Source organism: Microcystis protocystis FBCC-A270, assembly GCF_050500235.1.
Taxonomy (GTDB): domain Bacteria; phylum Cyanobacteriota; class Cyanobacteriia; order Cyanobacteriales; family Microcystaceae; genus Microcystis; species Microcystis ichthyoblabe_A.
In genome coordinates, this window is record NZ_CP191407.1 from 898261 (window position 1) to 924201 (window position 25941).

At 44.3% G+C, this 25941-nt stretch carries 21 protein-coding genes; 8 read left to right on the top strand and 13 right to left on the bottom strand.

Annotated elements, in window-relative coordinates; translation table 11 throughout:
- Positions 1–13: 13 nt before the first annotated feature.
- The 4 genes from ACQY1X_RS04325 to ACQY1X_RS04340 all read right to left on the bottom strand — a co-directional run bounded on the left by ACQY1X_RS04325 (position 14) and on the right by ACQY1X_RS04340 (position 2768).
- Positions 14–574 (bottom strand): hypothetical protein, encoded by a 561-nt coding sequence (locus ACQY1X_RS04325; RefSeq protein ID WP_016516133.1) that lies wholly within the window; start codon positions 572–574, stop codon positions 14–16.
- A gap of 38 nt (positions 575–612) precedes the next feature.
- On the bottom strand, positions 613–1404 hold the full coding sequence (locus tag ACQY1X_RS04330) for a peptidoglycan recognition protein family protein (protein ID WP_430014054.1): 792 nt from the start codon (positions 1402–1404) through the stop codon (positions 613–615).
- A 68-nt stretch (positions 1405–1472) separates the two neighbouring features.
- Positions 1473–1895 carry a hypothetical protein gene (locus tag ACQY1X_RS04335; RefSeq protein ID WP_002792669.1) on the bottom strand — a complete coding sequence of 141 codons (423 nt, stop codon included), beginning with the start codon at positions 1893–1895 and terminating at the stop codon, positions 1473–1475.
- Between the two features lie 168 nt (positions 1896–2063).
- Complete coding sequence (locus ACQY1X_RS04340) at positions 2064–2768, bottom strand: phage tail tip lysozyme (protein WP_430014055.1); 705 nt, start codon at positions 2766–2768, stop codon at positions 2064–2066.
- 571 nt (positions 2769–3339) lie between these two features.
- Between ACQY1X_RS04340 and ACQY1X_RS04345 the strand changes: the two genes are divergently transcribed.
- Positions 3340–3816, top strand: coding sequence for a hypothetical protein (locus tag ACQY1X_RS04345; RefSeq protein ID WP_002792671.1), 477 nt, complete (start codon positions 3340–3342; stop codon positions 3814–3816).
- 63 nt (positions 3817–3879) lie between these two features.
- On the opposite strand, the gene crtB is transcribed toward ACQY1X_RS04345, so the two are convergent.
- Entirely contained in the window at positions 3880–4812 is a 933-nt protein-coding gene (crtB, locus tag ACQY1X_RS04350) for a 15-cis-phytoene synthase CrtB (protein WP_002755588.1), read from the bottom strand.
- 105 nt (positions 4813–4917) lie between these two features.
- Positions 4918–6348, bottom strand: a complete 1431-nt coding sequence (gene pds, locus ACQY1X_RS04355) for a 15-cis-phytoene desaturase (protein ID WP_430015430.1) — start codon at positions 6346–6348, stop codon at positions 4918–4920.
- 274 nt (positions 6349–6622) lie between these two features.
- On the opposite strand from pds, the gene ACQY1X_RS04360 reads away from it, so the two are divergent.
- Together ACQY1X_RS04360 and ACQY1X_RS04365 are read left to right on the top strand one after the other, a co-directional pair.
- The gene (locus ACQY1X_RS04360; RefSeq protein ID WP_430015431.1) at positions 6623–9403 is read left to right on the top strand and encodes a cation-translocating P-type ATPase; all 2781 of its coding nucleotides are present in this window, start codon (positions 6623–6625) and stop codon (positions 9401–9403) included.
- A 4-nt stretch (positions 9404–9407) separates the two neighbouring features.
- Positions 9408–11207 (top strand): SLC13 family permease, encoded by a 1800-nt coding sequence (locus tag ACQY1X_RS04365; protein ID WP_430015432.1) that lies wholly within the window; start codon positions 9408–9410, stop codon positions 11205–11207.
- Positions 11208–11262: 55 nt separating this feature from the next.
- Here ACQY1X_RS04365 and ACQY1X_RS04370 read toward each other — a convergent pair whose 3' ends face one another.
- The 3 genes from ACQY1X_RS04370 to ACQY1X_RS04380 all read right to left on the bottom strand — a co-directional run bounded on the left by ACQY1X_RS04370 (position 11263) and on the right by ACQY1X_RS04380 (position 12848).
- Positions 11263–11799, bottom strand: a complete 537-nt coding sequence (locus tag ACQY1X_RS04370; protein ID WP_002735092.1) for a tetratricopeptide repeat protein — start codon at positions 11797–11799, stop codon at positions 11263–11265.
- Positions 11800–11988: 189 nt separating this feature from the next.
- Positions 11989–12771, bottom strand: coding sequence for a transporter substrate-binding domain-containing protein (locus ACQY1X_RS04375; RefSeq protein WP_193979102.1), 783 nt, complete (start codon positions 12769–12771; stop codon positions 11989–11991).
- Positions 12768–12848: a hypothetical protein gene (locus tag ACQY1X_RS04380; protein ID WP_223210873.1), complete on the bottom strand. Its 81-nt coding sequence runs from the start codon at positions 12846–12848 to the stop codon at positions 12768–12770. The genes ACQY1X_RS04375 and ACQY1X_RS04380 overlap by 4 nt, the downstream gene beginning before the upstream one ends.
- A gap of 345 nt (positions 12849–13193) precedes the next feature.
- Between ACQY1X_RS04380 and ACQY1X_RS04385 the strand changes: the two genes are divergently transcribed.
- Positions 13194–16121, top strand: a complete 2928-nt coding sequence (locus tag ACQY1X_RS04385; RefSeq protein ID WP_430015433.1) for a DEAD/DEAH box helicase — start codon at positions 13194–13196, stop codon at positions 16119–16121.
- 14 nt (positions 16122–16135) lie between these two features.
- Here ACQY1X_RS04385 and ACQY1X_RS04390 read toward each other — a convergent pair whose 3' ends face one another.
- On the bottom strand, positions 16136–17089 hold the full coding sequence (locus ACQY1X_RS04390; protein WP_430015434.1) for a tetratricopeptide repeat protein: 954 nt from the start codon (positions 17087–17089) through the stop codon (positions 16136–16138).
- Between the two features lie 366 nt (positions 17090–17455).
- Between ACQY1X_RS04390 and ACQY1X_RS04395 the strand changes: the two genes are divergently transcribed.
- Complete coding sequence (locus ACQY1X_RS04395; protein ID WP_130757241.1) at positions 17456–17965, top strand: YceD family protein; 510 nt, start codon at positions 17456–17458, stop codon at positions 17963–17965.
- Positions 17966–18027: 62 nt separating this feature from the next.
- Here ACQY1X_RS04395 and ACQY1X_RS04400 read toward each other — a convergent pair whose 3' ends face one another.
- Entirely contained in the window at positions 18028–18990 is a 963-nt protein-coding gene (locus ACQY1X_RS04400) for a glycosyltransferase family 9 protein (RefSeq protein WP_430015435.1), read from the bottom strand.
- A 110-nt stretch (positions 18991–19100) separates the two neighbouring features.
- Positions 19101–19703, bottom strand: a complete 603-nt coding sequence (locus ACQY1X_RS04405; RefSeq protein ID WP_002755577.1) for a M23 family metallopeptidase — start codon at positions 19701–19703, stop codon at positions 19101–19103.
- 180 nt (positions 19704–19883) lie between these two features.
- On the opposite strand from ACQY1X_RS04405, the gene serS reads away from it, so the two are divergent.
- A complete protein-coding gene (gene serS, locus ACQY1X_RS04410; protein WP_002792682.1) occupies positions 19884–21167 on the top strand; it encodes a serine--tRNA ligase in 1284 nt (427 codons plus the stop codon).
- Between the two features lie 55 nt (positions 21168–21222).
- Here serS and ACQY1X_RS04415 read toward each other — a convergent pair whose 3' ends face one another.
- Positions 21223–22383, bottom strand: coding sequence for a 2,3-diketo-5-methylthiopentyl-1-phosphate enolase (locus ACQY1X_RS04415; RefSeq protein WP_430014060.1), 1161 nt, complete (start codon positions 22381–22383; stop codon positions 21223–21225).
- A 279-nt stretch (positions 22384–22662) separates the two neighbouring features.
- Here ACQY1X_RS04415 and ACQY1X_RS04420 point away from each other — a divergent pair, with 279 nt between their 5' ends.
- Together ACQY1X_RS04420 and ACQY1X_RS04425 are read left to right on the top strand one after the other, a co-directional pair.
- The gene (locus tag ACQY1X_RS04420) at positions 22663–23781 is read left to right on the top strand and encodes a peptidylprolyl isomerase (RefSeq protein ID WP_002735469.1); all 1119 of its coding nucleotides are present in this window, start codon (positions 22663–22665) and stop codon (positions 23779–23781) included.
- A 541-nt stretch (positions 23782–24322) separates the two neighbouring features.
- Complete coding sequence (locus ACQY1X_RS04425) at positions 24323–25915, top strand: ArnT family glycosyltransferase (protein ID WP_002792685.1); 1593 nt, start codon at positions 24323–24325, stop codon at positions 25913–25915.
- Positions 25916–25941: the final 26 nt, after the last annotated feature.

Sequence of the window (25941 nt, forward strand, 5' to 3'; positions counted from 1 at the left end):
CCCTTACAGAAATTCAATCAGATAGAAAACCCTGAAACTCCACCACCGCATTGCGTTTCAACCAAGGATTAATTTCCTTTCGTTTTACAGGTCCGTGATGGTTGACGGTAAACCGCAGAAGTCTGGCGCAATACTCGATAGCGAATTTGTGGTTGCTTTTCGAGACTTTGATAAACGTCTCGCAATCCGTCTTGCCAGAAGTATCTTTGAGCAACTTTTTCAAGCTAGGGTCAAAATCCATCGAATCGCCTGAGCATTGAAAAATTCCAGCTTCTTCCGAGCAAGGGGTGTTGGAGTCAGGATTCGTCGTGTCCCTTCCTTCGTTCCAGTTCCATGAACTCTCGAAGCCGCCAAGCACCCTCAGTACCTCCAGCATGACTGCCTTGCGGTGTAGGACACCTTGCCAAGGTCCGAGTTCTGGTTTGACGTTGGAGTAAATGTCGTGTTTATCATTCGGCGTGAAGATATCATCTGGAGCTTGCTTGGCCCAATCGATCAATTCATTCAGAAACGAATCAGGGGGTACTCCACGATTGAAGACTTGTTGTTTACAGGCGATAAATTTTCTAGTCATAAGTACCTCGATAGAATTAATTACACATCAAATTAAGCCTATAAACCTAAAGCTTTGCGAGTACGAGGTCCAACAATACCATCAGCAGTTAGTCCAACAGAACGTTGAAAAGCAATAACAGCTTGCTTGGTATTTTCTCCAAAATCTCCATCTATTGCCCCCGGAGAAAAGCTTTTATCTGTTAGTTTTTGTTGAAGTTCAATAACATCTTGACCAATTGAACCTAGTTTAAGTAAGGGTTCATCTTCTTCAACTGTGCTACCTAATTTATTAGCAACTTCCTGTCGTAAACGAGGTAATTGACTAAATAACCAATCCCCCGGACAATCAGTATTACTAAACTCTCGATGTCCTCGAATATTCTTGGGGCTAATGTTGCAAGAGCTAGATAAAGAAACGCATAATTCTACTAAACTATCCCACTGTTTTTGTCCCATGTGAAAAGTCATGAAGTTGCCTTCATTTTCAATTCCAGGACACTTATTACCGCCAGCAAGTCGGTTTCCGTCTTGGCGAGCATGGGCAGATTGAACGCACATTCCTTGTTTGACTGCATCAAGAGTTCCATGTCTTCCTTCTAGAAGAATTCCTCCAGTTGTATTCAGAAAATTATGTCCAGAATCACTCCAGCCTTTACTATCCATGTGAAATTTTTGAATATCACGAGCTAATTGTTTAGCTCCATCTATTGTTCCCTTTGAGGAATCGTTAGGGGGATTCTGATTATCGGTATGGTGAATCACGATAAATTTAGGCACTGTTTTATCAAAGGGACCGGCTGGTCTTGATCCCCATTCATTAGTTGTAATCACTTTGGCAGTAAAAGGCATTTTTTTGTTCTCCTTAGTTAGAGTAAGTTAAAATTAGAATAGTTTAGAGGATTGAAAAATAAACCTGTTTATGCTCCTCCACAACTATGCTGAGAATCTGGGAGCGTGAATGTTTTTTTGGTTCTGAGGTTAGTTACGGTATAAACTTTTCCTCGATTGTCACCAGGAGGGCAGTTTTTCGGAATTGAAATTAAACACAATTTTACTGGATCTCTGGGCTTGGAAGATTCGGCTTCAGGAACCGTGTCATAAGAAACCAGATAGATTCCGTTAGTAAATTCAATTGATGTTCCCGAACCCAAGATCGGTTTCTTGGTAACTGCATCTTGTAATCTAGTCATTACCTTAGAAACAAAAGTGTTGCTACACTGTCCTACTTTAGTAGGTGGAGGTGCAGCTTGTGATTTGAGGGAAAAGGTCGGAACACTCAAAAAAATGAGAATTGCCGTTAAAGGGAATGTTGATTTCACATCAGGGAACGTTAATTTCATATTATGGTAATAGTCTGACTTTTCGCTTATCAGGAGATGATTATAATAACTTTGTTAGAACTAGAGTTAATTTCTTAGTAAACTACACACTATTATTTCCCTCTCCTATAGTTTTGTCAGCAGAGCAAATCTAGAGAACTTCAAAAACCGAGCATCGCTTACTGATGACTATGTGAGTTCCTTTAAGATTTGTTTTGCGAACTTTTCGCGATTTCCCGCAATTCCGAATCGCTCATACTCTTTCATTCCTTGCATTGCTTGTGCTAGAGTTGTGGCAGAACGTAAAATCTGTCCAGCTTTTTTTTCTGTAGTATTTAATTCCTGAACGAAAAGATCGACTTGATTGTGAATGTCAGTAGCCACACTATTCGTGAATGCAGGTACAAGTTTCCGTCGGTCAAAACTCCATTGAGCTAATCCTAATCCCTTTGGTGGCAGGCCTTCCTCTGCGCGTGGATTAAACGAAGATTCTTGCTGCCAGCACCCTAAAATTGCTGCACATTGTACAGGAGAAAATCCATGACTTATCAGTTCATTGTGAATTATTCCTTTATTTCCTGAAAATGGTGAATTCCCCTGATCTGGGCCACCACTGGGGCGAGGGATAATATCTATTTCTGATAGTGGCACTTTCAAGAGTGCCGCCCAGGTATTTCGACCCACTATACCATCCTGTGTGAGAGAGTGTTTCCCTTGAAAACGCTTAACGGCTTCGTCAGTTTTCGGTCCAAACTTTCCATCTATTGATTCGTTTGCCGCTAAAGTTCCCCAATCTTTTAGGGTTTGTTGCAGCCGTTTGACTTCGTTAACGACTTCCGGTTTAGTATCGAAAATTCCATCATTGAGTTTGAGAATGATATGTTGATGTGTCATGAGAAATAAACTCCTTAAGAAAAGATTATTGAAAATTAGTATTGGGAGGAGGCGTTGCCGATTTTAACTATGAATTGTCCTCTAGGCAATTTTTAAAACCTCGGACTAAGCTAACTTGTGGATATGTGCCAAATTATAGCGTTTCCTGTTTGCAAGAGGTACATTATAGATGTTGAAAAGCTTACCCAGCAAAGGTTTAGCTGTGCCACACAGGTGTGAGAACCGCTATAGCGTTCTTCTGGAACTTTCGGAAATCCCTGACCGAATCTAGATTCTGAAACTCTTGCTTGACAAGTGATCGCTAACTTTTTTTCTAATAAAAACTCAAATTTCGGGTTTCTGTTAGTTAGCGATAGCTTGAAGGCTTACCCCATAAGAGAGCTAGAGTTTAGAGACTGTAAGACTTTTGCCAGACTCCCTCCAAGAGCGATAGTATTTATACCTCGGTTAAGCAACGCCATTATTATTATCGCCAAAATAAAAGGATAAATTTGTCAATCTTTGTAACGAAAAATCAAGAAAAATTGTTCTCACCGTATCGCCCTGAACCTTTGCGGAGAAATTTGTTACAATGAATACAAGGGGACTCCCTGCGCCAGATTCCATCCCTAGTAAAAAATTGACCAGGTGGGGAGCGGAAGCGAATAGTTCCGAGAGGATAGGCATTTGTCAGAGTTTCCCGCTTCCTTTAGTTTTAGGGGGAAAAGCCATGAAATCTGCCACATTATTATCGCCCGATCGACCGCTGCCGGAATTTCTCCGGTCAGCTATCCAAGACCGCTTTCCGGGGAAAGCGATCGATGATCTCAGCATCCGCTACTATGAAAGCGTCGAGGATGTGGGGTGCGAGTATTTTAACGATCGGGTATTGCCAGCCTGTAGCGATGAGCCTATTGTCCGCTATCTCGGCCCATTTATATCCTACGTCCGTCTAGGAGAAGCCCTGGTTTTGGATCGGCAAGATGGTCTTGTGGTTTACGAAACCGATCGAGATGTTCCCTGCACGGAAACCGGACCTTTCTGGTTGGTGACTCCTAAATCGCTCTGAAAAAGCAAACCCTAGTTAAGACTCGATGGGTGGAGTCGCCAAGCGACAAAACCCGTCGCATCTTTATAAGGCTTGCGATCGCAACCAAGCCACGGGTAAATAGAGCATTTTCTTGGCTAAAGGCACGAAGGCACGACGGGCGAAGACATCGTAATTATTTGCTTCAATTACGTCTAAAATGCCTTGATAAAGCAGTAAAGCCGCCCAAACCGGCCAACGGGAATCGGGATTAAGGGCGCGAATCCCCCTTTCGGCGGAATCGTAGTAATAACGGGCCCGCTCAATTTGGAAGCGCATTAACCCCTTCCAACGGTCATCATTAACCCCTTTGAGTAAATCATCTTCGCTGTAGTTAAAACGCTCTAAATCCTCTAAAGGTAGATAAATCCGCCCACGATGGACATCTTCCCCCACATCCCGCAAAATATTGGTTAATTGATTGGCAATACCGAGATCGATCGCTTCTTCTTGGGGAATATAAACGCTTTGATTGCGTCGCCAAGGGGCTGAGCGATCGCCATCCTCCAATCCTAAGACCGCGCTGGACATTAACCCCACCGTTCCCGCCACCCGATAGCAGTACAGTTTTAGTTCATCAAAGGTTTGATAACGACTGCGATAGAGATCCATCTGTTGCCCGGCGATCATATCCCGAAAGGGTTGGATATCCATGGGGAACTTTTCTAGAGTATCCACGAGAGCGACATCGGCATCCTCAAGGGCAACCCCAGAAAAGACAGTTTCTAGCTGTTTTTCCCATAAATCGAGGGTTTCAGGGGTAGTTAACCGGGCTTGGGGACCATCGACCAGTTCATCGGTACGACGACACCAGACATAAATTGCCCAGATCGCTTGACGTTTTGCTTTCGGCATCAGGAGAGTACCGAGATAAAACGTTTTGGAATACTTCTCTGTAATCCGGCGACAGAGTTCGTAGGACTCCGCAAGGGAGACGAGGGGTTTGGTGGGGTGGGTCGGTTTTGGCAATTGGAGCATTCTGCTGGGGCGGAATGATTGACTTAGATTAACGGCGAACTGTGGCTAATGATATAGCATTGTCTCACTCAAGGCCATTTTCGTCATTAGTCCCTAGCCAGAGAATTAACGAGCGCTGGACACTGGTGTGGATTGGGTTTTATTCGGGTTTAGGGGTGATGCGGGGTGATCTTTGCTGATCACTGCTGCCGCTAATTTCCCCGATAAAACCGCTCCTTCCATGCTTCCTAAATATTTTTGCATGGTATAGTCACCGGCGAGATAAAAATTCTCGATCGGAGTTTTCTGAGAAGGTCGATAAGCTTGTCGGCCAGGGGTGGCTTTATAAACTGATCGAGGAGTTTTCACCAGATGATATTTTAACAATTGACTGGGATTATCGCCAGTAAAATGTTGGGGAAAGAGTTTTTCTAGTTCTTTCATCGTGGCGGAGATAATTTCTTGATCGGATTTAGTAATCCAATCGTGAGCGGGAGCGAGAACTAATTCTAACATCGAGCGATCGGGGTTGGCGTATTCTTTACAGGTGTTGCTCATGTCAGCATAAACACTGAGTAAAGGTGAACGGGAGAATAATAAATGATCGATGTCGGTTAGTTTGCGATCAAACCAGAGGTGTAAATTAATGACGGGAACCCCTTCTAATCCTTCTAATTTTTGAAAGAATTTATCTTCTTGCCAAGGTTTAGGCAGTAAAACTTTTAAAGGATCTACAGGCATCGCCGAAACATAAAGATCGGCTTGAAAAAGATAATCTTCCCCACCATCTAAACCGCGCATTAAGAAGGCTTTAACTGTACCATCTTCATTTAAGAGAATCTCCTTTAAAGGAGCATTTAAGCGCACTTCGCCACCTCTAGCGGTGATGTAATCAACTAAAGGTTGGCAGAGTCTTTCCGTGGGTGAACCATCGAGAAAGGCCATTTTTGAGCCGTTTTTCTCCTGTAAAAATCGGTTTAATGCCGTTAGTAGAATCGTGGCGGAAATTTCGTTAGGATCGATAAAGTTTAGGGCTTTCGACATAGCGATAAACACTTCTTTTTCTACCCTAGGAGGGATGTTTTGTTTCTCTAGCCATTCTGACCAAGAATATTTATCCATCTCCTCAACGTAACTTTGTCCTTTAACAATGGCAGGGAGTAAACCGAGTCCAAATTTAATTTTTTCCTCCCAAGTTAACATATCATTATTGCGAAGAATGGCAACAATACCGTTAATTGGGGCGGGAATATCAGGGAAGTCAAACCGCGAATAGGTCCCTGGTTTTTCCGGCTGATTGAAGATCATCGAGTGTTCTTTCCACTGTAAACGATCTTCTATGCCTAATTCTTGGAATAATTGCAGCATATTGGGATAAGCGCCAAAGAAGATATGTAAACCGGTTTCGTACCAGTCACCATCGGCATCTTTCCAAGCGGCAATTTTTCCCCCTAATACATCGCGACGTTCCAGTACGATGGGCGTATGTCCCGCATCGACAAGGTATTTCGCACAAGATAATCCGGCTAGTCCCGCACCAGCGATCGCAACTCGCATCGTTTCCTATCTACTCTCTAATGTCTTGTCTTTATCACATTCGCCATTATACTTCACATTTCGTTACATTTTTTTTCAGATTATCGAGAAGGCAGGGGGCAGGAGGCGGCTTTGTTCTCCCCACACCCCACTTCCTTGATAACTGCTGACTGCTTACTGGTCACTGATAACTGATAACTGGTCACTGATAACTGATAACTGATATTGTGATATGTAATTAGCTTAATTCGCTTACCTTTTTAGTTTACGCGTACACCCTCTTCAATCGATCGCTATGACTTTTCCCACTACTTCACCTCAAGTCTCGGAGATAGAGAACAATCGTGCTTGGCATAATTTAACTGGCGAACAAACCCTAGAAATCCTGAGAACCAATGGGGAAACTGGCTTAAACGAGGCGGAAATTGTTAAAAGAAAGGATATTTTCGGGTTAAATGAACTAAAAGAAACGGGAGGACGCAGCCCGTTAATGATTCTCTGGGAACAGTTTACTAACATTATGTTAGTGATGCTGATTGCCGTGGCGGTGGTTTCGGCGGTTTTAGACCTGAAAAAAGCGGAATTTCCCAAAGATGCGATCGCTATTTTTATAATTGTTATTTTAAACGGTATTTTAGGATATTTACAGGAAAGTCGGGCAGAAAAGGCTTTAGCCGCCCTTAAGCAGTTATCCTCGCCGAAAGTCCGGGTTATTCGTAATGGTAGCACCTTTGAAGTGACGGCCAAGGAACTTGTCCCCGGGGATATCATGTTACTAGAAGCGGGGGTACAAATTGCCGCCGATGGCAGATTATTAGAAGCACAAAACCTGCAAATTCGCGAAGCTGCTCTGACGGGAGAAGCGGAATCGGTGAATAAACAAGCACAGAAGGTTTTACCGGAAGATGCCTCTTTAGGCGATCGCATTAACCTCGTCTATCAGGGTACAGAAGTAGTACAAGGACGGGGGAAAGTGGCGATTACCAAGACGGGAATGGATACGGAAATCGGGAAAATCGCCGCTTTGTTGCAAGGAGTAGAAAGTGAACCAACTCCCCTACAGCAGCGAATGTCGCAGTTAGGTAACGTTTTAGTGAGTAGTTCCCTAGCTTTAGTGGCTCTAGTCGTGCTTGGCGGTGTAATTCGCTTTGGTTGGCAGTTTTTTGAAACATTCCTCGAAACTTCCCTCAGTATGGCTGTGGCCGTTGTCCCCGAAGGTTTACCAGCAGTGGTAACGGTGACTTTGGCAATTGGAACCCAAAGAATGGTGAGAAGACAAGCTTTAATCCGTAAATTGCCGGCAGTGGAAACCTTAGGCTCGGTAACGACGATTTGCTCCGATAAAACCGGAACTTTAACTCAAAATAAAATGGTGGTGCAGAAAGTTAATACTTCCCACCATGTCATTACTGTCACAGGGGAAGGTTACGCGCCCATCGGTGAGTTTAATGGTGTTAGTGAAAGTGATCCCGAACTACAGGCAATTTTAACGGCTTGTGTGCTGTGTAATGATGCACTTTTGCAAAATAAAGCGCAAGAATGGTCAATTTTAGGCGATCCCACCGAAGGAGCTTTACTGACGTTAGCGGGTAAAGGAGGACTATATCGGGAAGCATTGGCACCAAAAAGCCCTCGTTTAGGCGAATTTCCCTTTTCTTCCGAACGAAAGAGAATGTCAGTAATCTGTGAGAATGCTCAGTTAGGTTTGGGGGATTCTGCCTATTTAATGTTTACCAAAGGCTCACCGGAATTAATTCTCGAACGCTGTTCTCTGATCCAAGTTGGGGCGGAAAGTCAACCCTTAACAGCTGAACAAAGAAGCCGTATTTTGGCACAAAATGACGAAATGGCGAGTAATGGCCTACGAGTCTTGGGTTTTTCCTATAAACCGATGACAGAAGTGCCGGAAGCGGAAAGAGAAGATAGTGAGGAACAATCCTTGGTTTGGTTGGGATTGGTGGGAATGCTCGATGCACCCCGCAAAGAAGTTAAAGAAGCGGTTGCCCTCTGTCGTCAAGCGGGAATTCGTCCGATTATGATTACCGGAGATCACCAATTAACGGCCAAGGCGATCGCATTTGAATTAGGCATTGCTGCCCCCGGAGAGCGAGTAATCACGGGTAAAGAATTAGAAAAAATGTCTCAGAATGATCTAGAGGCAGAGGTAGATGGTGTTAGCGTCTATGCTCGCGTTTCTCCCGAACACAAGCTTAGAATCGTCCAAGCTTTGCAAAAACGGGGCAAATTCGTCGCCATGACGGGGGATGGAGTCAATGATGCTCCGGCACTAAAACAAGCGGATATCGGTATCGCCATGGGGATTACGGGAACCGATGTCAGCAAAGAAGCCAGCGATATGATTTTGCTAGATGATAATTTTGCCACCATCGTCGCTGCCACCGAAGAGGGGCGCGTGGTTTACAGTAACATTCGGCGCTTTATTAAATATATTCTCGGCAGTAATATTGGCGAGGTTTTAACCATTGCAGCGGCTCCTCTGCTCGGTTTAGGCGGTGTACCCCTTTCTCCCTTGCAAATCCTCTGGATGAACCTTGTTACTGACGGTTTACCGGCGCTGGCTCTGGCAATGGAACCCGCCGAACCTAATGTGATGAAACGTCCACCTTTTAGCCCCCGGGAAAGCATTTTCGCTCGCGGGTTGGGTTGGTATATGATTCGCATCGGCATCGTCTTTGCCATTCTCACCATTATTATGATGTACTGGGCTTACCAATATACTCAGGCAACCCCCGAAATCGGAGATCCCGGACGCTGGAAAACCATGGTATTTACTACCCTCTGTTTAGCACAAATGGGTCATGCTTTGGCGGTGCGTTCCCATACCCAGTTAGCTGTGCAAATGAATCCCTTCTCTAATCCTTACATTATCGCCGCCGTGGGCTTGACAACGATCCTACAATTGTTGTTAATTTATGCTCCTCCTCTACAAAGCTTCTTCGGTACTCAATGGATTAGTGGCACAGAATTATTAGTCTGTTTTGGATTTAGTGCCTTAATGTTTGTTTGGATTGAGTTGGAGAAGTTATTTATTCGCTGGTTCATGACGAAAAAATAAATCAATGCCAACACCAATTATTCTGACTTTAACGGTTTTAGTCGTTGCTTTAGTCGCTTTCGTGGCGGAATGGCTACCGGTAGATTTAACCGCTTTATGCGTGGCGATTGTCCTGATTCTTTTGGGTTTAGTTACTCCCGAAGAAGGTATCGCCGGATTTAGTAATTCTGCCACGGTGACAGTGATGGCGATGTTTGTGCTTAGTGCCGGAATTACCCGCACGGGAGTGATTCAAGTAGTTCGCGATCGCTTGTTGGTTTGGGGGGGCAAAAGTCCCCACCAACAGGTATTTGTCCTAGGGGCATTGGTGGGGCCGATTAGTGCTTTTATTAATAACACGGCAGTGGTGGCGATCTTTTTACCTATCGTTGAAGATTGGTGTAAAAAACAAAAAATTTCCCCTTCTAAGTTATTAATTCCCCTTTCCTACGCCACGGTTTTAGCGGGGATGATTACCGTGGTGGGGACTTCTACTAACATTCTCGCTAGTGGTATTTCTGCCAAGCTGGGTTATGGGGAATTTAGTTTATTTCAGTTCACTGCTTTAGGATTAGTAACTTTTTTAGCAGGGTTGATTTATTTAACAATTTTTGCCCCGAAATTATTACCTGATCGCAAATCTTCCACGGGGGAATTTTTAGACGATGATTACGGTTCTAAAGTATATCTGAGTGAGGTAATTATTAGCCCTCGTTCTAATCTTATCGGTCAAACTTTATCTCAAAGTGGACTACAAAGAAAGTTTGATTTTGATGTGTTGGAATTAATCAGAAATAAGGTACATTTACCCCAACCTTTAGCCGATAAAGTTCTCAATGCTGGCGATATTTTAATCGTTCACAGTAGTCGGGAAGAACTATTAAAAATTAAGGATGAACGGGGTTTAGAAATCTTTGCTGATATCAAATTTCAACAAGAAGATATTGAATCGGCAATTACTACAGGTGAGGAAAAATTAGCTGAGGTTTTGATTCTCTCTAATTCCCGTTTAATTGGGACAACTTTAAAAGATTTGAAATTCCGTCAGCGTTATAATGCAACAGTTCTAGCGATTCGGCGTGGTTCGGAATTACTACAAGGAAGATTAGGAAAAATTCCTTTAAAGTTTGGCGATTTGCTCTTAGTTCAGGGACCTAAACAGAGTTTTATTGGTTTACAAACCACGCGAGAATTATTAGTCTTAGAAGAGAAAGAGATCGAATCATTGCGAAAGGATAAAGGCATTATTGCTTTAATGATTACTTTGTTGGTGATTATTATTGCTGCTTTTGATATTCAACCGATTCTCGTCACCAGTTTAGTTGGAGTGGTTGTAATGGTAATTACTGGCTGTCTAAAACCAGGGGAAGTCTATGGTTCCATTCGTTGGGATATTATCTTTTTATTAGCGGGTTTAATTCCCCTGGGTACTGCCATGGATAACTCAGGAACGACTAAATGGTTAGCAGATAATTTAGTAGCTATCGGCGGACATCTTTCGGGGTTTTGGATCTTAGTTTTCTTCTATCTAATTACCTCATTTTTAACTGAAATTCTCTCTAATAATGCTGCCGTCGTGTTAATGATTCCCGTCGCCGTGGAAGTGGCGAAAACTTTGGGTTTAAATCCTTTGGCTTTTATGTATGCTGTCACCTTTGCTGCTTCTAATAGTTATCTAACACCGATTGGCTATCAAACTAATACCATGGTTTATGCACCAGGCGGCTATAAATTCCTCGATTTTACCCGTTTGGGTGCGCCCCTAAATTTAATTTTGACGATTTTAACCCCTAGTTTAATTGTCTTGTTTTATGGCTTGAAATAAAGAAAGAGATCGAAGAATATTCGATCTCTAAAAAGAATTTGATCAGTAGTCAAAACTATTTCGATTCAGCGAAGCGTTTACGCAGGGATTCGGTGCGCTTTTTCGCCACGGTATTATTAGGATCAAATTTGAGAGTTTCTTCGTAGGTTTCGAGAGCTTTTTTGGCCATTTGTTTCTTTTCGTAAACATTGCCAAGATTATTGAGAGCGATCGAGTATTGAGGATAAAGTTTAATTGCCTCTTTGTAGTTACGAATCGCTAATTCCAATTGTTCTTGGGCAAAATAGGAAAAACCGATCGCATTATAGATTAGGGCTTGATTTTCTGGTTCGATGCTTTCTTCCTCAGAGATTTTTAAAGCCTTTTGTAGTAAACTCAAAGCTTGAACATAGAGTTTTTTATCCAGATAAAGACTCCCTAATTCATAGTATTCTTTAGCTGTACCTTTTTCTTTTTGCAATTTCTTTTGTAGCTTGTTAAAGGTTCCTTCCACTCGACGGGTTTTAAAGATTTGCACGATGACAAAAATTCCTAAACCAATCACGAAAATTAGCAATCCAGAAACGTAAATAAGCGGCAGGGTATCTTCCATAATTAGCGATCGAGCAATTAATATTTTTATACTTATTCAATCAGATTATAGCAGGATTTAGTCAGTTATCAGTGATCAGTGATCAGTTATCAGTGATCAGATTTGAGTTTTCAGTTCACTGATTACTGTTCATTGCTCACAGCAAAAAACTCCCATCTCCCCACACCCCGCACCCCACACCCCATCACCCTATCTCCCCATTTCCCGAATTCTCAGGGGTAAACCCCAATAGTTCAGCCGTTCTGCTAACCAACCGGTGGATTCTAGCCGCTCGATCGCTTGGTTGACGCGTTCTCGGAGACTTTGGTACTGTAAACCTTTAGGGAGAACGACTCCTAGAGCGATCGCACCCAACTCGATCGGTAATTGACGATAATTGGGGAATTGCTGCACCCAACCAGTTAAAAGGCTATTATCAGCCGCAAAAGCGTCTATTTCCCCGGTTTCCAGTAAATTTAAAGCTTCTTGATAGGAAGCAACCCCGCGCAGGATAGCGTTAGGCAAATTGGAACGCACAAGGGCGATTGTCGTCGATCCGTTGAGTACGGCGATTCTAGAGTTAGCTAAGTCTTCTAAACGATGCAATTGCGGGTTTTTCGTCACAAAACCGCTGCTATCGAGGTAATAAAAGGGGCTAAAATCCACTAAGCGCTGACGTGCAGGAGTAATCGCCACACGAGCGATCGCCAAATCCACCCGATCATCAATAACCACCTGTAAACGTTCTTGATTACTAACGGGTTTGAGAATAATAGCACTGTCAGAACCGAGAATTTCTGACGCTAGACGTTTAGCGATGTCGATTTCCAATCCTTGCAGATTCCCCTGAGAATCAAGGAAAGCGAGGGGAGGGAGATTATTTTTGACAGCGACAATTAATTTTCCCCGGCGTATAATTGTATCGAGATCGGCACTAAAACTTGGGGCTACACCTAAGAGCAAAAAACCAAGAATAAATAACAAATTTTTCATACTGTTTTACCTAAACTAACTCGATTTCTACCTTGATTTTTAGCGGCGAACATGGCATGATCAGCCCGCTCGATCACCGCCTCTAGATTATTATCTTTAGGGCTAAATGTTGCGAAACCGAGATCAAAGCAAAACTACTGCCAAAAAGAAAATCTAGTCTCAAAAATAAATGCAGGTAAAAATAATTGCCCAAATAGCCTAAAATAATTGATATAACCAACAGGGGCAATGATTTGTTACCCAATCTGGGCAGGTGCTTTAATGCCATGGCGAGCTAGTGGTGATAGAAAAAAAGTCATTCATTATAACCATTGTAAAGGTCAATCCGCCTCTAGTTTCTAGAAGTCTGCTTTTTTCGACTAGAATAAAAAAAGCCAGCCAGAATAGCCGCAATTTAAAAAATTTCTCCTCTTAGACTTGACGTGAAAGAGTCCCTCAACCCTACTTCTTTGGATCTCAAAACCATTTTTCCCTTTAAACTCGACGACTTCCAGCAATCGGCGATCGCTGCTCTCGCTGCCGGTAAATCAGTGGTTGTCTGTGCTCCCACCGGTTCCGGCAAAACCTTAATCGGAGAATACGCCATCTATCGCGCCCTAGAAAGGGGCAAACGGGTTTTCTACACCACTCCCCTGAAAGCTCTTTCTAACCAAAAATTCCGGGATTTTCAAGAAAAATTCGGTCGTACCCCCACCGATGGCGATGAGGATTCCCCGCTGCTCTTTGCGGAAGTGGGATTGATTACCGGCGATGTGGTGATTAATCCCTCCGCGTTAATTGTAGTCATGACTACAGAAATTTTTCGCAATATGCTCTATCAAACCCCAATCGGTGAGGTAGGCACTTCCCTAGAAAACGTGGAAACCCTAGTTCTCGATGAATGTCACTATATCAGCGATCGAGGTCGCGGCACCGTTTGGGAAGAATCAATTATCTACTGTCCCCCTAGTATCCAATTAGTCGCCCTCTCCGCCACCATCGGCAACCCCGGGGAACTCACCGACTGGATTAACTGGGTGCGGCAACTGCGTCAACCCAGCGACAATAAACAGACCTCCAGCTGCGAGCTAATTAACTCCGATTTTCGCCCCGTCCCCCTGCGCTTTTATTTCGCCAATAAAGAGGGATTATTCCCGCTGCTCGACCCAAAACAGAGCAAAGTTAACCCGAAACTACACTCAAAAGTCGGCCACGGCAAACCCCGACGCTTAAAACGAGAAGATTGTCCCACCATCGCCTCGATTGTCACCACGCTGCGGGACAAGGATATGCTCCCAGCTATTTACGTCATTTTCAGCCGCAAAGGTTGCGATCAGGCGATTAGAGAGCTAAAAAACCTCAATCTCGTTAATCCAGAAGAAGCTAGAGCCATTTACTACCGTTTACTCATTTTCTTCCTGGAAGATAATCCTAATCTGCAAGAACTCGCCCTTTCCTTCTTTGCCGTCGAAAATCCGCCTTTACACCAGAAATTACTGGCTTTTTTCGCTAATAACCCCCAGTCTGAAGATCAACTCCTCAGCCTCTTAACCGCCGACCCCGAGACGAAAAACCAACTGTTTGAATTCCTGGCTAGTGCTTCCCAATTGGTGCGGGCCGACCAAGTGGAACCCCTCACCCGGGGCTGTGGTGTTCACCATGCCGGGATTTTACCCCTCTGGAAAGAATTAGTCGAACAACTCTTTGAAGCTGGTTTAATTAAAGTGGTTTTTGCCACCGCTACCCTCTCGGCCGGGATTAATATGCCCGCTCGTACCACCGTTATCTCGGCCCTCTCCAAACGCACCGATGATGGCCACAGTATGCTGACTCCCTCGGAATTTGTCCAGATTGCTGGCCGGGCCGGTCGCCGGGGAATGGACGCGGTGGGCCATGTGGTGACAGTACAAACGCCCTTTGAAGGAGCAAAAGAAGCGGCTTTTCTGGCCATCGCTCAACCAGAACCCCTGCAAAGCTGTTTTGCGCCCAGTTACGGCATGGTCTTAAATCTCCTGCAAAAACACAGTCTAGAGGAGACCAAAGACCTCTTAGAGCGCAGTTTCGCCGAATATCTCGCTCGTTTGAAGTTAAGCCCCGAACGACAACAGATTACCGCCTTAACCACCGAATTGGCTAAGTTGGATATGGAATTAGCCGGGATCGAGCGGGAGCAGGTCTTTAGTTACGAAAAGCTACGGGAAAGACTGCGGGAAGAAGAAAGACTGTATAAAATCCTCGCTAGTCAGGCAGAGGCACAGAAAAGACAGGAAATACATCTAAAATTGCCGAATATTCCCGTCGGAACTATCCTCCATCTCAAGGGCAAACATATTAAGGTCCCCGTCCCCGTCCCCGCTATCTTTGTCAATACCCTGCACGGCGCTGGTCAAGTGCGAACTCTTGTTTGTTTAGGCAGTGATAATCGCTGGTATTTAGCCGCCTATGCCGATATTAGCGAGATAGATCGAGGTTTTATCACTCCTGCGGCATTAGGCGAACTGATACCCCCTTCCCTAGAAGCTGTTTCCCTAGGGGGTTGGCGCAAGGGTGAGGAAAATACTCAGGCGATCGCCGATTTAATCCCCCAACAAGTGCAGGGCATCCCACCAGTGGCGGAACTGGCAACACAATCACAAAAAATTGAAATTGTCAATAGTCAAATTGCCGCTCATCCCCTGCAAAAACGCAAAAATCCGGGGCGATTGATGAAACTATACTACGATCGAGAGATTGCTCGCGATAAGTTACACAAGACCCAGATTAAATACCAAAAACAACAATCGCGTAAATCCTACTACTGGGAAGAATTTCTGAATCTAATCGAGATTTTGCGAGAATTCCAAGCGTTAGAGGGTTATTTGCCCACTCCCCTCGGAGAAGCGGCGGCCACTATTCGCGGGGAAAATGAACTCTGGTTAGGATTAGCGATGATGTCCGGAGATTTGGACAGATTGACTCCTAGCCAACTAGCCGCCGCCATCAGCGCTATGATTACGGAACCCCCTCGCCCCGATACTTGGTGCAATTACCCGCCTGTGCCAGAAGTTATCGATATTTTGCGACAAGGAGAGGGAAATTCCCCCGGTTTGCGAGAAGTTCGCCGTTTACTCTATCAAGCTCAATCTCGCTACGATATCACTATTCCTGTCTGGTTAGAAACCCAACTGATGGGGATTGCCTCCCGTTGGGCCCAGGGGACATCCTGGCCGGAATTGTGCGAAAATACCAGTCTCGATGAGGGAGATCTAGTGCGATTATTACGACGCACCGTCGATGTTCTCTGGCAAATTCCCCAAATTCCCCGGGTTTCTCAAGTCCTTAAAGATAATGCCCGTCTCGCCGTCACAGCTATGAAGCGCTTTCCTTTGTAATATTGATCGCTCTTTTAAACAATGGGAGATGGTAGGGAAAGTAACTGTTGGTGGATCTGCTCGATGAGGGCGAGGATTTGCTGATAATTGTGGTGCAATCCCTGATGATAGAGGTGATTTGCTCCTTGATTTAAATCCGCTAAAGCTGATTGATAATAACCCAATTGATGCCGCAGTAATCCCCTTCTAATATAAGCATCGGCATAAAAAGGATCGATGGCAATCGCCTGATTTAAATGAGCGATCGAGCGTTCGTATTCACCTAATTGGTGAGCGGTACAAGCTAGATTATAGTAGGCTGAGGCGTTATTTTTATTTAACCGGAGAGCTTGAGTAAAATCCGCTTTAGCTGAGGTAAAATTTTGGAGGGCTAAATGAGATAAACCTCGATCATTATAAATAGTGGCTAAAGTGTCGGGTTGCCAGTTAGTAATTTGACGCAAGGATTGATTAAAATCGGCTAGGGCAAGGGGATAATTTTTCATGGCTGCCTGAACTAAACCCCGATTATAGTAGGCTTGATAATAGGTGGGTTTTAACTGGATAGTCTGGTTATAATCGGTCAGCGCCTGTGGATAATCTCCCAAACGATAAAAAGCTAAACCCCGATGGAAATAGGCTAGATAATTATCGGATTGCTGTTGTAAAGAGCGGGTGCAGTCCTGCCAAGCGTGGAGATAATCCTGCAAATAAATCTCAGTTAAACAGCGATTACTGTAGGCTAGGGCCAAGTTATTTTCCCGTTCGATCGACTGATTGAAATCCTGCAAAGCTTGCTGATAATTACCCGCCTCTAGTTGTTCAATTCCCGATCGCAACCAATAGGATAAATGTACTGATTGAGCCGCTTTTCCCGGCCGAGGCCATCCCCCCAGCACAAGCGAGCAGAGCAGTGCAACCATAACCAATCCACCGAGGCGAGGAAGAAAATTTTTCAAAACCGTTGACATAGGAGTATCTTTGTGCATATACTCCCAATTCTGAGGAAACTTTCTGGCTCGATCAACAGACAGCCTGTCAAACTAAATCCGTTGAATATAGACTACATATTAGGACAGGCAAAAGGCAAGAGGCAAGAGGCAAGAGGCAAGAGGCAAAAGGCAGCTTTGTTCTCCCCACACCCTACACCCCACACCCGTTCGGCTGAGCTCACGGCCGAAGCCCACACCCCACACCCTACACCCTACACCCCACACCCCAAAGTCTAGGACTGGTCTATGTCTCTAGAGGCGAGGGCTGCGATAAACTAATAAAAGAAAGATTGTCACCGAGCAATTATGGTGGCGTTACTCGCTAACGCAGTTGACACCCGATAAATGATACAGGAGTTATCTATGGAAACTATTTTTATCCCCCACCTCCTCAAATCTCCTGATCGACAAAGAGTGATCATCATCGATAATTTTATCCCCGATCTAGAAACCTTGACACCAGTGCGGGGGACCTTGCTGGTTAGACATGGGGGGAATTTTTTGGAAGTATCGGTGAAAGCAGAAACCATCGTCACCTTAACCTGCGATCGCTGTTTACAACAATATAATCATCGTCTGCAATTAAACACTTCCGAATTAATCTGGCTAGACAAAAATAAAGACTACGATAGCTCCTATCCTCTAGAGCGAGAAATAGCCTACGAAGACCTCTCGGAAACCCTCGATCCTAACGGGGATTTTGACCCGCAAATGTGGTTATACGAGCAGTTATGTCTAACTTTACCTCCCCGTCAACTCTGCGGAGCTAATTGTCAACCCCCCGATTTTCTCCTTCCGGAAAAGACTGCCATCGATGGTCGTTGGGCCTCCCTAGAATCCTTGAAAAGTCAGTTATCTCAATCGCAAAATTGAGCTTTGATGCTGATTTTTTTTCGGGTTTCGATCCCAGAGAAAAGCGATCAAAACCCGATTTTTTACTGGCCCCAAATCTTTTTCAGGACAGTTTCGGGGGTAATATCGGCGACTTTTCCCGTATTAGCCTCAATATATCGATGTAGCTCTCCCCCACTCGGTAAAACTCTCTTAGACAACGAAGGAACCAGCAGAGAGAGGGTATAGGTTCCCACGGCCACGGCTAACTGTAAAGGGACACTTTCGGTAGCTAATAATAAATTAGCACCGGCGATCATAGCCGCCATTTTACCGATATCGCCCGTTCTCGACACTTTTAAGTTATTATCCATGGCTTTGAGGGCTAAAACCCAAGCTTCATCCAATTCTCCCTGGATCGCGACAATTGGTAAATCCGGTTGTTGATGGCGAATGCCTTGGATAATTTCTAGCCAACTCTTCAGGGGATAAAGCGTTTCCAGTCCTTGGCTGATGCTCAGATCGCTACCGCCGGCGTAGAGGAGAATATAGCCGCTATCCTTGATATTGAGGCGTTGCTGCTCCATTTCGGCCCAATCGATATCATCGCGATTCAAGGTTAGTTTTAAAGGTGGACAGGGTGCGGCAATCTTTAACCCTTTGACCAGTGCGTGATAATTATCCGCTAGATAGCCTTCCGTTGGCTGGGGTACTTGTTGCGATAAGAACCAGCTGCCATTATTTTCATAGCCTATACGGTTAGGAACACCATTTAACCAGAGTAAAAGATTGATAGCAGGACGATTGGTGAGACTAATGGCGATTTCGTACTCCCGGTCCCGAATTACTCCCAAAATATTTAAATAATCCGCTAATCCGTACTGATCTCGATAGTCAAATAAAAGCACTTCCCTAACCTGGGGACAGAGACGATAGGCAGCCTTTGCCCTAGGTTCGACCAAAACATCGATGGTACCTTGGAGGTAAGTTTGCCGGAGAGTTTCTAGAGTGGGAAAAAACAGCAGTTGATTGCTAATTCCTCCCGGTACAAGGGTTAATATTCGCATTTTATCTGGATATACCTGAATCGATCAGCTTAATTTTAGCAGTGTCCCTCGTTATTCACTAAATCTGGGCAGCGATGTTTTTTCTCAACAGAATGCGATCGCAGATTCTCTTAACTATTACCCGAAGGATTAGAACCGTACATAGCATTTAAAACCAAAGCGGGGTCAACGTATTGATTGCCGTACATCAGTCCCCAGTGCAGGTGTGGTCCGGTGGTGCGTCCTGTCATTCCCACTCTAGCCATGCGGGCCCCTGCTGGTATATCCTGGCCGAGAGTAAGGACGATTCCTCCTGACCTGTCAATTAAAAAAGTACCACGGCTGTCGGATTGAACCGAACCCATGAGATGACAATAAATATGCGTCCATTGACCCGATTGCATCTTAATCATGGTGCCACAGCCTGTATGATCGGATAATTCGACGATTTTGCCAGTCCACCAATTGCGAATATAACTGCCCAAGGGTGCGGCCAGATCTAACCCGGCATGAAATTGTTGACTGCCATCCATGGGAGAGAAACGATAACCGAAACCGGAGGTGTAGGTTTGAAAGTTTTCCACGGGGAAGGAGGCCCCGGCCCAAGCATTTTGAGCTATGAGGGTGGGATTAGCTTTAACGGGGTGTAAACGGTCAAATCCTAGAGAAATTAACGTGACAAGACAGCTAATCGCTAAAAAACGCAGGAATTTAACAGGCAGATATTTGAGCATGAGACTTACTCCAGACACCACAATTAAATATACCGCTAATTTTACCGGCGGCTTTTAACCGATATTTTAGTTAAGTTTTGAGTTATTATTGAGCATTGGTTAGAGATTGACAACATTTCCCCTCGGGCTGCCGATTCTCCGACTCCCCCACTTAATTTTTACTTTTTACTGACTCGTACCATGTTAGACCTAAAGCAAATTAGAGAAAATCCAGAGGAAGTACAGAAACGCTTAGATAGTCGGGGAGGTAGTTATGATATTGCCCCTATTCTCCAGTTAAATCAACAACAGAAGGCTTTAGAGTTAGAACGCAGCAGTTTACAGGCCCGGGGTAACGAAATCGGTAAACTGGTAGGACAAAAAGTGAAAAGTGGCAGCGATGTCAACAGTCCCGAAATCTTGGCAATGAAAACAGAAGGAAACGAGATTAAAAGTAAACTAGCTCAATTAGAACCGCAGGAAAAAGAGATTAAAGCGGCCATTGACCAAAAAATCTTAGATTTACCCAATTTACCCAGTGAAACCACTCCCATCGGTAAGGATGAACGGGAAAATGTCGAAGTCAGACGCTGGGGAGAAGAATATAAACCCACCAACCCGAATATTTTGCCTCACTGGGAAATTGGGGAAAAATTGGGCATTTTAGACTTTGAACGGGCAGTAAAAATCGCCCAGAGTCGTTTTGTTAATCTTATCGCCCTCGGGGCAGCCCTAGAAAGAGCTTTAATTAATTTTATGCTCGATCGCCATATTGTCGCCGGTTATACAGAAGTTTTACCGCCAATTCTGATCAATAGTGACTCCCTGCGCGGGACGGGACAACTGCCAAAATTCGCGGAAGAAAGCTTTAAATGTCGAGATGATGAGCTTTGGTTAGCACCAACAGCAGAAGTACCCGTTACTAATCTCTATCGCGATGAAATCCTCTCATCGGAGCAATTACCGATCAAACACTGTGCCTATACTCCCTGTTTTCGTCGGGAAGCGGGCAGCTATGGCAAGGATACGAGGGGCTTGATCCGTTTGCATCAATTTAATAAGGTGGAAATGGTCAAAATCGTCCATCCTGACGCTTCTGCTCAGGAACATGAAAGTTTAGTCGCTAATGCAGAGGCAATCCTGCAAGCTTTACAGTTGCCCTATCGGGTGATTGAATTGTGTAGCGGTGACTTGGGTTTTTCGGCGGCCAAATGTTATGACTTAGAAGTGTGGCTACCTTCGGCTAATACCTATCGGGAAATTTCCAGTTGTTCTAATTTTAGAGACTTCCAGGCACGACGGGCAAATATTCGCTTTAAAGAAAAAGGGCAAAAAGGCACTAATTTTGTCCACACCCTCAACGGTTCGGGATTGGCGATCGGTCGTACTATGGCCGCTGTCCTAGAAAATTATCAACAGGCGGACGGGACAGTAAAAGTGCCGGAAGTGCTGCAACCCTATCTAAAACGGCAAGTTATTTGTTAAATTTTCTAAAAATGCTTGACAAAATACTTGTATAGTGCATTTGAAAAAGTTGCTCTTAACCCCACTCTAGAATTGCCTGTTTTAAGGCTCCTTCGGGCAAATTGGCGGGATCAAAAGACTCACCCGCTTCTATTCTGGCTAAAGCTTCAAAAAAAGCCCTGACACCACTGGCTGGTCCCGATGGGTGATCCATAATTCCGGTTCCCGCATTGAGGATAACATTACGTCCGTAATCCCCAAGGACCTGGGGAACAATACCGGGACGAATACCGGCCGAGGGAACCGGAAAAACGTTTCTATCGCGCAAAATATCGCGAATTTTGCCCTCCTCCTGGGGATCGAAGGGTAAACTACCGTAAGCGGCGGGATATAGCACCGCATCGGCTCCTGCGTGGGCCATCATCGTCCCCAAAACCACAGAATAGGCTAATCCCGTATCGCTACCGGCACACATCGCTCCAGCAAAGGCAGGATGGGCGAAAATGGGAACATCGATCGCCGGATCACTGGCTAAAGCTTCTAAAACGGAAAAACCGTAGGTAAGAACGTTTAATAACAGGGCATTAGCGCCATGTTTCACCAATAAACGGGCTTTTCTCTGCAATTCGTCCGCTTTTCCGGTGACATTAACCGCATAGAGAACATTTCTACCGGTTTGCTGCCGCACTTCCTCCAAAACCCGACGACAACAATCTAGGCGCTCGTGGGTGGGAGCTACGGGAAGATCCGCCATGATTTCATCATCTTTAATCACGTCTAAGCCAGCGAAAGCCACTTCTCGCAGGATATCGGCGTGATCTTGGGCCGATAGTCCTAAAGCGGGTTTAAAAATTGCCATAACTAGAGGTCGATCATAAACCCCCAAACGTTGCCTAATTCCTGTGATTCCTAACTTGGCTTTTGTGCCGTAGCTTTCGGGTAGGTACACCCCCACCACTTTTCCTGCTCCAGCCATGGAATATTTGCCGAAAATCATGGTTAAAAGACTGGCGATGTCATTTTCAACGTTTATCTGGGGAAAACGCACCCTAGCCACCTTATAACCGTCTGCTTCCTCCCTGATCTCCACCACTTCCGCTAGGTGTTGTTGCAGCTGCTTTTGACGATGACTGTGGCGCTCGCTCCAAGTGCCGGCGGTTTGACCGATAGCGATCGTTTTTGCCTGTTTTTCGGCATTAATAGCGGGAGGAAAGCGATAATCGACAATTATAGTCATAAAAGGTAAAAAAAGGGAGTGGGAATTATAAATTATAAATTATGAATTGGGGAAGAGGGGAGCTTTTTTTCAGTGTTGCCAAAGGCACGGCGTAGCCGTCCAGTAAACAGTGAACAGTAATCAGTGAAATGAAAACTCACATCTGATAACTGATAACCGATAACTGATAACTGATAACTGATAATGGCTTCGATCGGTTTTCTCAGCTATTGACAAGGGTTCCCCTAAAAGCCTACAAGTATTTTGGATAGGTATGGCCATTGAGGAACCGACCAAAATATGAAAATAAAGACAAGATTACGGGAATGGGGCAAATTTTTCTTAAAAAGCGGTGCTAGTATTGCCTTGGCACTACTTTTAATCTTAAGTCTGTTCACGGTTAAGGGGACTACTCCTGCTTTAGCTGTGCTTGCTCAGGGTGACGCGGTAACGGATCCCACTGCTATTTTACGCAATGCCTTACCCATAGATAATAAACCAATTCGTCAAGTGCAACAATCGATCGAAGATATTGCCAAACATCTGCGGGCCAAGCGTTGGAGTCCGATTAAAAAAGATGTCAAGGATGCCAATTATGCCCTTTCTACCAAAAGCAAGGCTATCTTAGATAGTGTTCCCGAAGCAAGTAAAAGCCAAGGGGAGGAATTAATCGAAAAACTGAAAACGGGAGTGGCAGCCCTCGATACGGCCGTAGAAGCAAAGGATAAAGAGGCAGTTTGGTCAACCAGACGAGAATTGCTCAATAATATCACCGCTTTAGAAGAATTAATGGTGGTGGGTTTTCCCTTTAACGTTCCCCCGGAATACGCTAACTTGCCGCAATTGCGAGGACGTGCCACCGTAGAGATGCAGACCACCAAAGGAGATTTAACCATCGTTGTGGATGGTTACAGCGCTCCGATTAATGGGGGTAACTTTCTGGATTTAGTCCAACGGGGTTTTTATGACGGTTTACCCTTCATTCGCAGCGAAGATAATTTCGTTGTCCAAACCGGGGATCCCGTCGGTGCAGAAGAGGGATTTATTGACCCGAAAACTAAGCAATATCGCTCTATTCCCTTAGAAATTTTGATTAAAGGGGAAGAAGAGCCAGTTTATGGCAATACTCTCGAAGAATTAGGGATTTACTTACCCAGTCTCGCCTTGCCTTTTAACGCTTTTGGTGCATTGGCCCTAGCGCGTCCGGATACCAATCCTAACGGAGGTTCCTCGCAATTCTTTTTCTTTAAATTCGATAATGAATTAACTCCTCCGGGGTTTAATCTCATGGATGGTCGTTATTCGGTTTTCGGCTATTTAGTCGAGGGAAAAGAGGTGTTAGAAGAACTTACCGATAAGGACAAGATTATCACCGCTAAAGTGGTTTATGGCTTAAATAATCTCGTCCAACCTAGCTAGGTTGGCGTTTTTAACTAGGTTTTGTCAAGGCAAAAAATTAGTCAACATAGGGGAAGCATCTCAGATTCTGGGCGCTTCCCCCGATACTCCTAGGATCGTTTCATTCTCTCATCGGAATAAATATCTGAAAGTTTTTCAAAACGTCGTGCTTTGTAGGTTGATTCATAAATCAACCTAACTATGAATCAACCCTTGATAAGGGGGGTACCTGACAACTTTTAACACCTACCTACTTAAGATTATTAATTCCGCAATCTATCGCCCTGATTATTATTGCTTTGATAGGGGCAAAAGTTATTTAATTAACATCAGTTTTATCTAAGTTCCCCTTTCCCTTAATCCTCGTTCATATCCCCAATCAGCAACGCCTAGGGAGAGTTTGCCGATAGCCAAGGGCTAAGAGATGACAGAGTTGGTGATATAGTAACTAAAGATCACATTTAAATCTAACCTTGCCATAGATGCACAAATCTCGAATCTGGCAACCCCAAAAATCTCCCGTCTCTAACATCAGTTTTAGCGATGAAATGAGGTAAGAATTTTGACCAAAATACTTAGCGATCGCATTGCCGTTTATCTGCTCATCGGTGGACTCCTGTTTAGAATCATCATCGCCCTGGGGCTTTATCCGGGGTACGATGAGGCCTATTATTACGTTTACAGCCATAATCTGGATTGGAGTTATTTCGATCATCCGCCAATAGTAGCGATTTCCACGGGTTTTGGGACTTGGATCACGGGATTAGTCAATCAATTTACCATTCGCTTCGGGACTCTCCTTTTCTATACTGGCAGCCTCTGCTTGCTATATCTGACAGCTTTAAAATTGTTCAGTCTGCCAGTCGCCAGAATGACTTTAGCGATCGCCACTCTCATCCCCATCTATGGGATTGTCTTCGGGATTCTTTCGCAGCCAGATAGTCCTTTAATCTTTTTTTGGTCATTAACAGTCTATTTAGCTGCCCAAGAATTCTGGCCAATTCGGGAAAAAAACTATCATCCTAGCTATCGTCTCGCTTATATTGGACTTGCCGTAGGATTGGCGGTTTTAAGTAAATATCACGGCTTTATTTTGGGCTTTGGTTTAGTTTTATTTTGTCTGACCACTCCCCGCTATTGGCCTGTATTTAGATCCCCTTGGTTGGGATTAGGATTTATTCTTTTTTTGATAACTTTATTGCCGATTATCTACTGGAATATTAACCATGATTGGATTTCCTTTCGCTTTCATTTAGAAGACCGTTTTTCTGGAGAACCCAAAACCTTTAATATTCTCGGTATTCTCTCGGTTATTGGCATTAGTATCGCCACGATGTTTCCTCCTTTTGGTCTGCCGATGTGGTGGGTGACATTTAAAAGCTTTGCTGAACAAATTCCTAACTTTCTCTCGAAAAAAAGATTTTTTCAGCGAGATGAAGAATCAATCAAAAAATGGTTAATTCTCTCGGTTTCTCTGCCTTTAATCCTGGGAATGCTTTATGTGGGTGCTTCCCACTATCTCGCCCCTAGTTGGATTTTACCCGGGTTCTGGTCCTGCACAATTTTATTAGGAGAAAAGGCCAATACTTGGCAGCAATCTTCTCGAATCTGGGTAAAAAGATGGTTATGGGGATCGGGAATTTTTATCGTTACTGTTTTATCTATAGCAATGCTTCACGTTACTTTTGGCACTTTCCAAAAACCTAGTCAATACGCAATTTTTGGGGGAATTATTGCCCCAGAACAGGACCCTTCTCGGGAAATTGTCGATATCGATCAACTGCGCCAAGGCTTTGCTAATTCGCCCGAATTATTAGCCCTCTTAAAAGATTCTAGCTTCGTTTTTACCCATAATTTTTATGTGACAGCATGGCTAGATATGGCTCTTTATCCCCTAGTTCCTATTCCCGTCACCTGTTTTAACAACGATCAAAGGGGTTATCAAATTTGGTTTAATCCTCAAGAATGGATCGGTAAAAATGGTTTATTAATTACTACAAATAGTTCTCTAGAAAGACCAGAAATAATCGATCGCTACCGTCCCTATTTCCAAGATATAACTAAAGTAGCTGTCATTCCGATCAAGCGAGGTGGTGTCGCCATCGAACAATTTCATGTTTACCAAGCTAAAGGACTAATTAAAACTTATCCTTAAAGCAGTTATCAGTTATTGGCGGATAG

Bases quoted from the DNA above. Each gene is read 5' to 3' on its own strand.
- ACQY1X_RS04325 (WP_016516133.1), bottom strand. From the start codon at position 574: ATGACTAGAAAATTTATCGCCTGTAAACAACAAGTCTTCAATCGTGGA.
- ACQY1X_RS04330 (WP_430014054.1), bottom strand. From the start codon at position 1,404: ATGCCTTTTACTGCCAAAGTGATTACAACTAATGAATGGGGATCAAGA.
- ACQY1X_RS04335 (WP_002792669.1), bottom strand. From the start codon at position 1,895: ATGAAATTAACGTTCCCTGATGTGAAATCAACATTCCCTTTAACGGCA.
- ACQY1X_RS04340 (WP_430014055.1), bottom strand. From the start codon at position 2,768: ATGACACATCAACATATCATTCTCAAACTCAATGATGGAATTTTCGAT.
- ACQY1X_RS04345 (WP_002792671.1), top strand. From the start codon at position 3,340: ATGAATACAAGGGGACTCCCTGCGCCAGATTCCATCCCTAGTAAAAAA.
- crtB (WP_002755588.1), bottom strand. From the start codon at position 4,812: ATGCTCCAATTGCCAAAACCGACCCACCCCACCAAACCCCTCGTCTCC.
- pds (WP_430015430.1), bottom strand. From the start codon at position 6,348: ATGCGAGTTGCGATCGCTGGTGCGGGACTAGCCGGATTATCTTGTGCG.
- ACQY1X_RS04360 (WP_430015431.1), top strand. From the start codon at position 6,623: ATGACTTTTCCCACTACTTCACCTCAAGTCTCGGAGATAGAGAACAAT.
- ACQY1X_RS04365 (WP_430015432.1), top strand. From the start codon at position 9,408: ATGCCAACACCAATTATTCTGACTTTAACGGTTTTAGTCGTTGCTTTA.
- ACQY1X_RS04370 (WP_002735092.1), bottom strand. From the start codon at position 11,799: ATGGAAGATACCCTGCCGCTTATTTACGTTTCTGGATTGCTAATTTTC.
- ACQY1X_RS04375 (WP_193979102.1), bottom strand. From the start codon at position 12,771: ATGAAAAATTTGTTATTTATTCTTGGTTTTTTGCTCTTAGGTGTAGCC.
- ACQY1X_RS04390 (WP_430015434.1), bottom strand. From the start codon at position 17,089: ATGCACAAAGATACTCCTATGTCAACGGTTTTGAAAAATTTTCTTCCT.
- ACQY1X_RS04395 (WP_130757241.1), top strand. From the start codon at position 17,456: ATGGAAACTATTTTTATCCCCCACCTCCTCAAATCTCCTGATCGACAA.
- ACQY1X_RS04400 (WP_430015435.1), bottom strand. From the start codon at position 18,990: ATGCGAATATTAACCCTTGTACCGGGAGGAATTAGCAATCAACTGCTG.
- ACQY1X_RS04405 (WP_002755577.1), bottom strand. From the start codon at position 19,703: ATGCTCAAATATCTGCCTGTTAAATTCCTGCGTTTTTTAGCGATTAGC.
- serS (WP_002792682.1), top strand. From the start codon at position 19,884: ATGTTAGACCTAAAGCAAATTAGAGAAAATCCAGAGGAAGTACAGAAA.
- ACQY1X_RS04415 (WP_430014060.1), bottom strand. From the start codon at position 22,383: ATGACTATAATTGTCGATTATCGCTTTCCTCCCGCTATTAATGCCGAA.
- ACQY1X_RS04420 (WP_002735469.1), top strand. From the start codon at position 22,663: ATGAAAATAAAGACAAGATTACGGGAATGGGGCAAATTTTTCTTAAAA.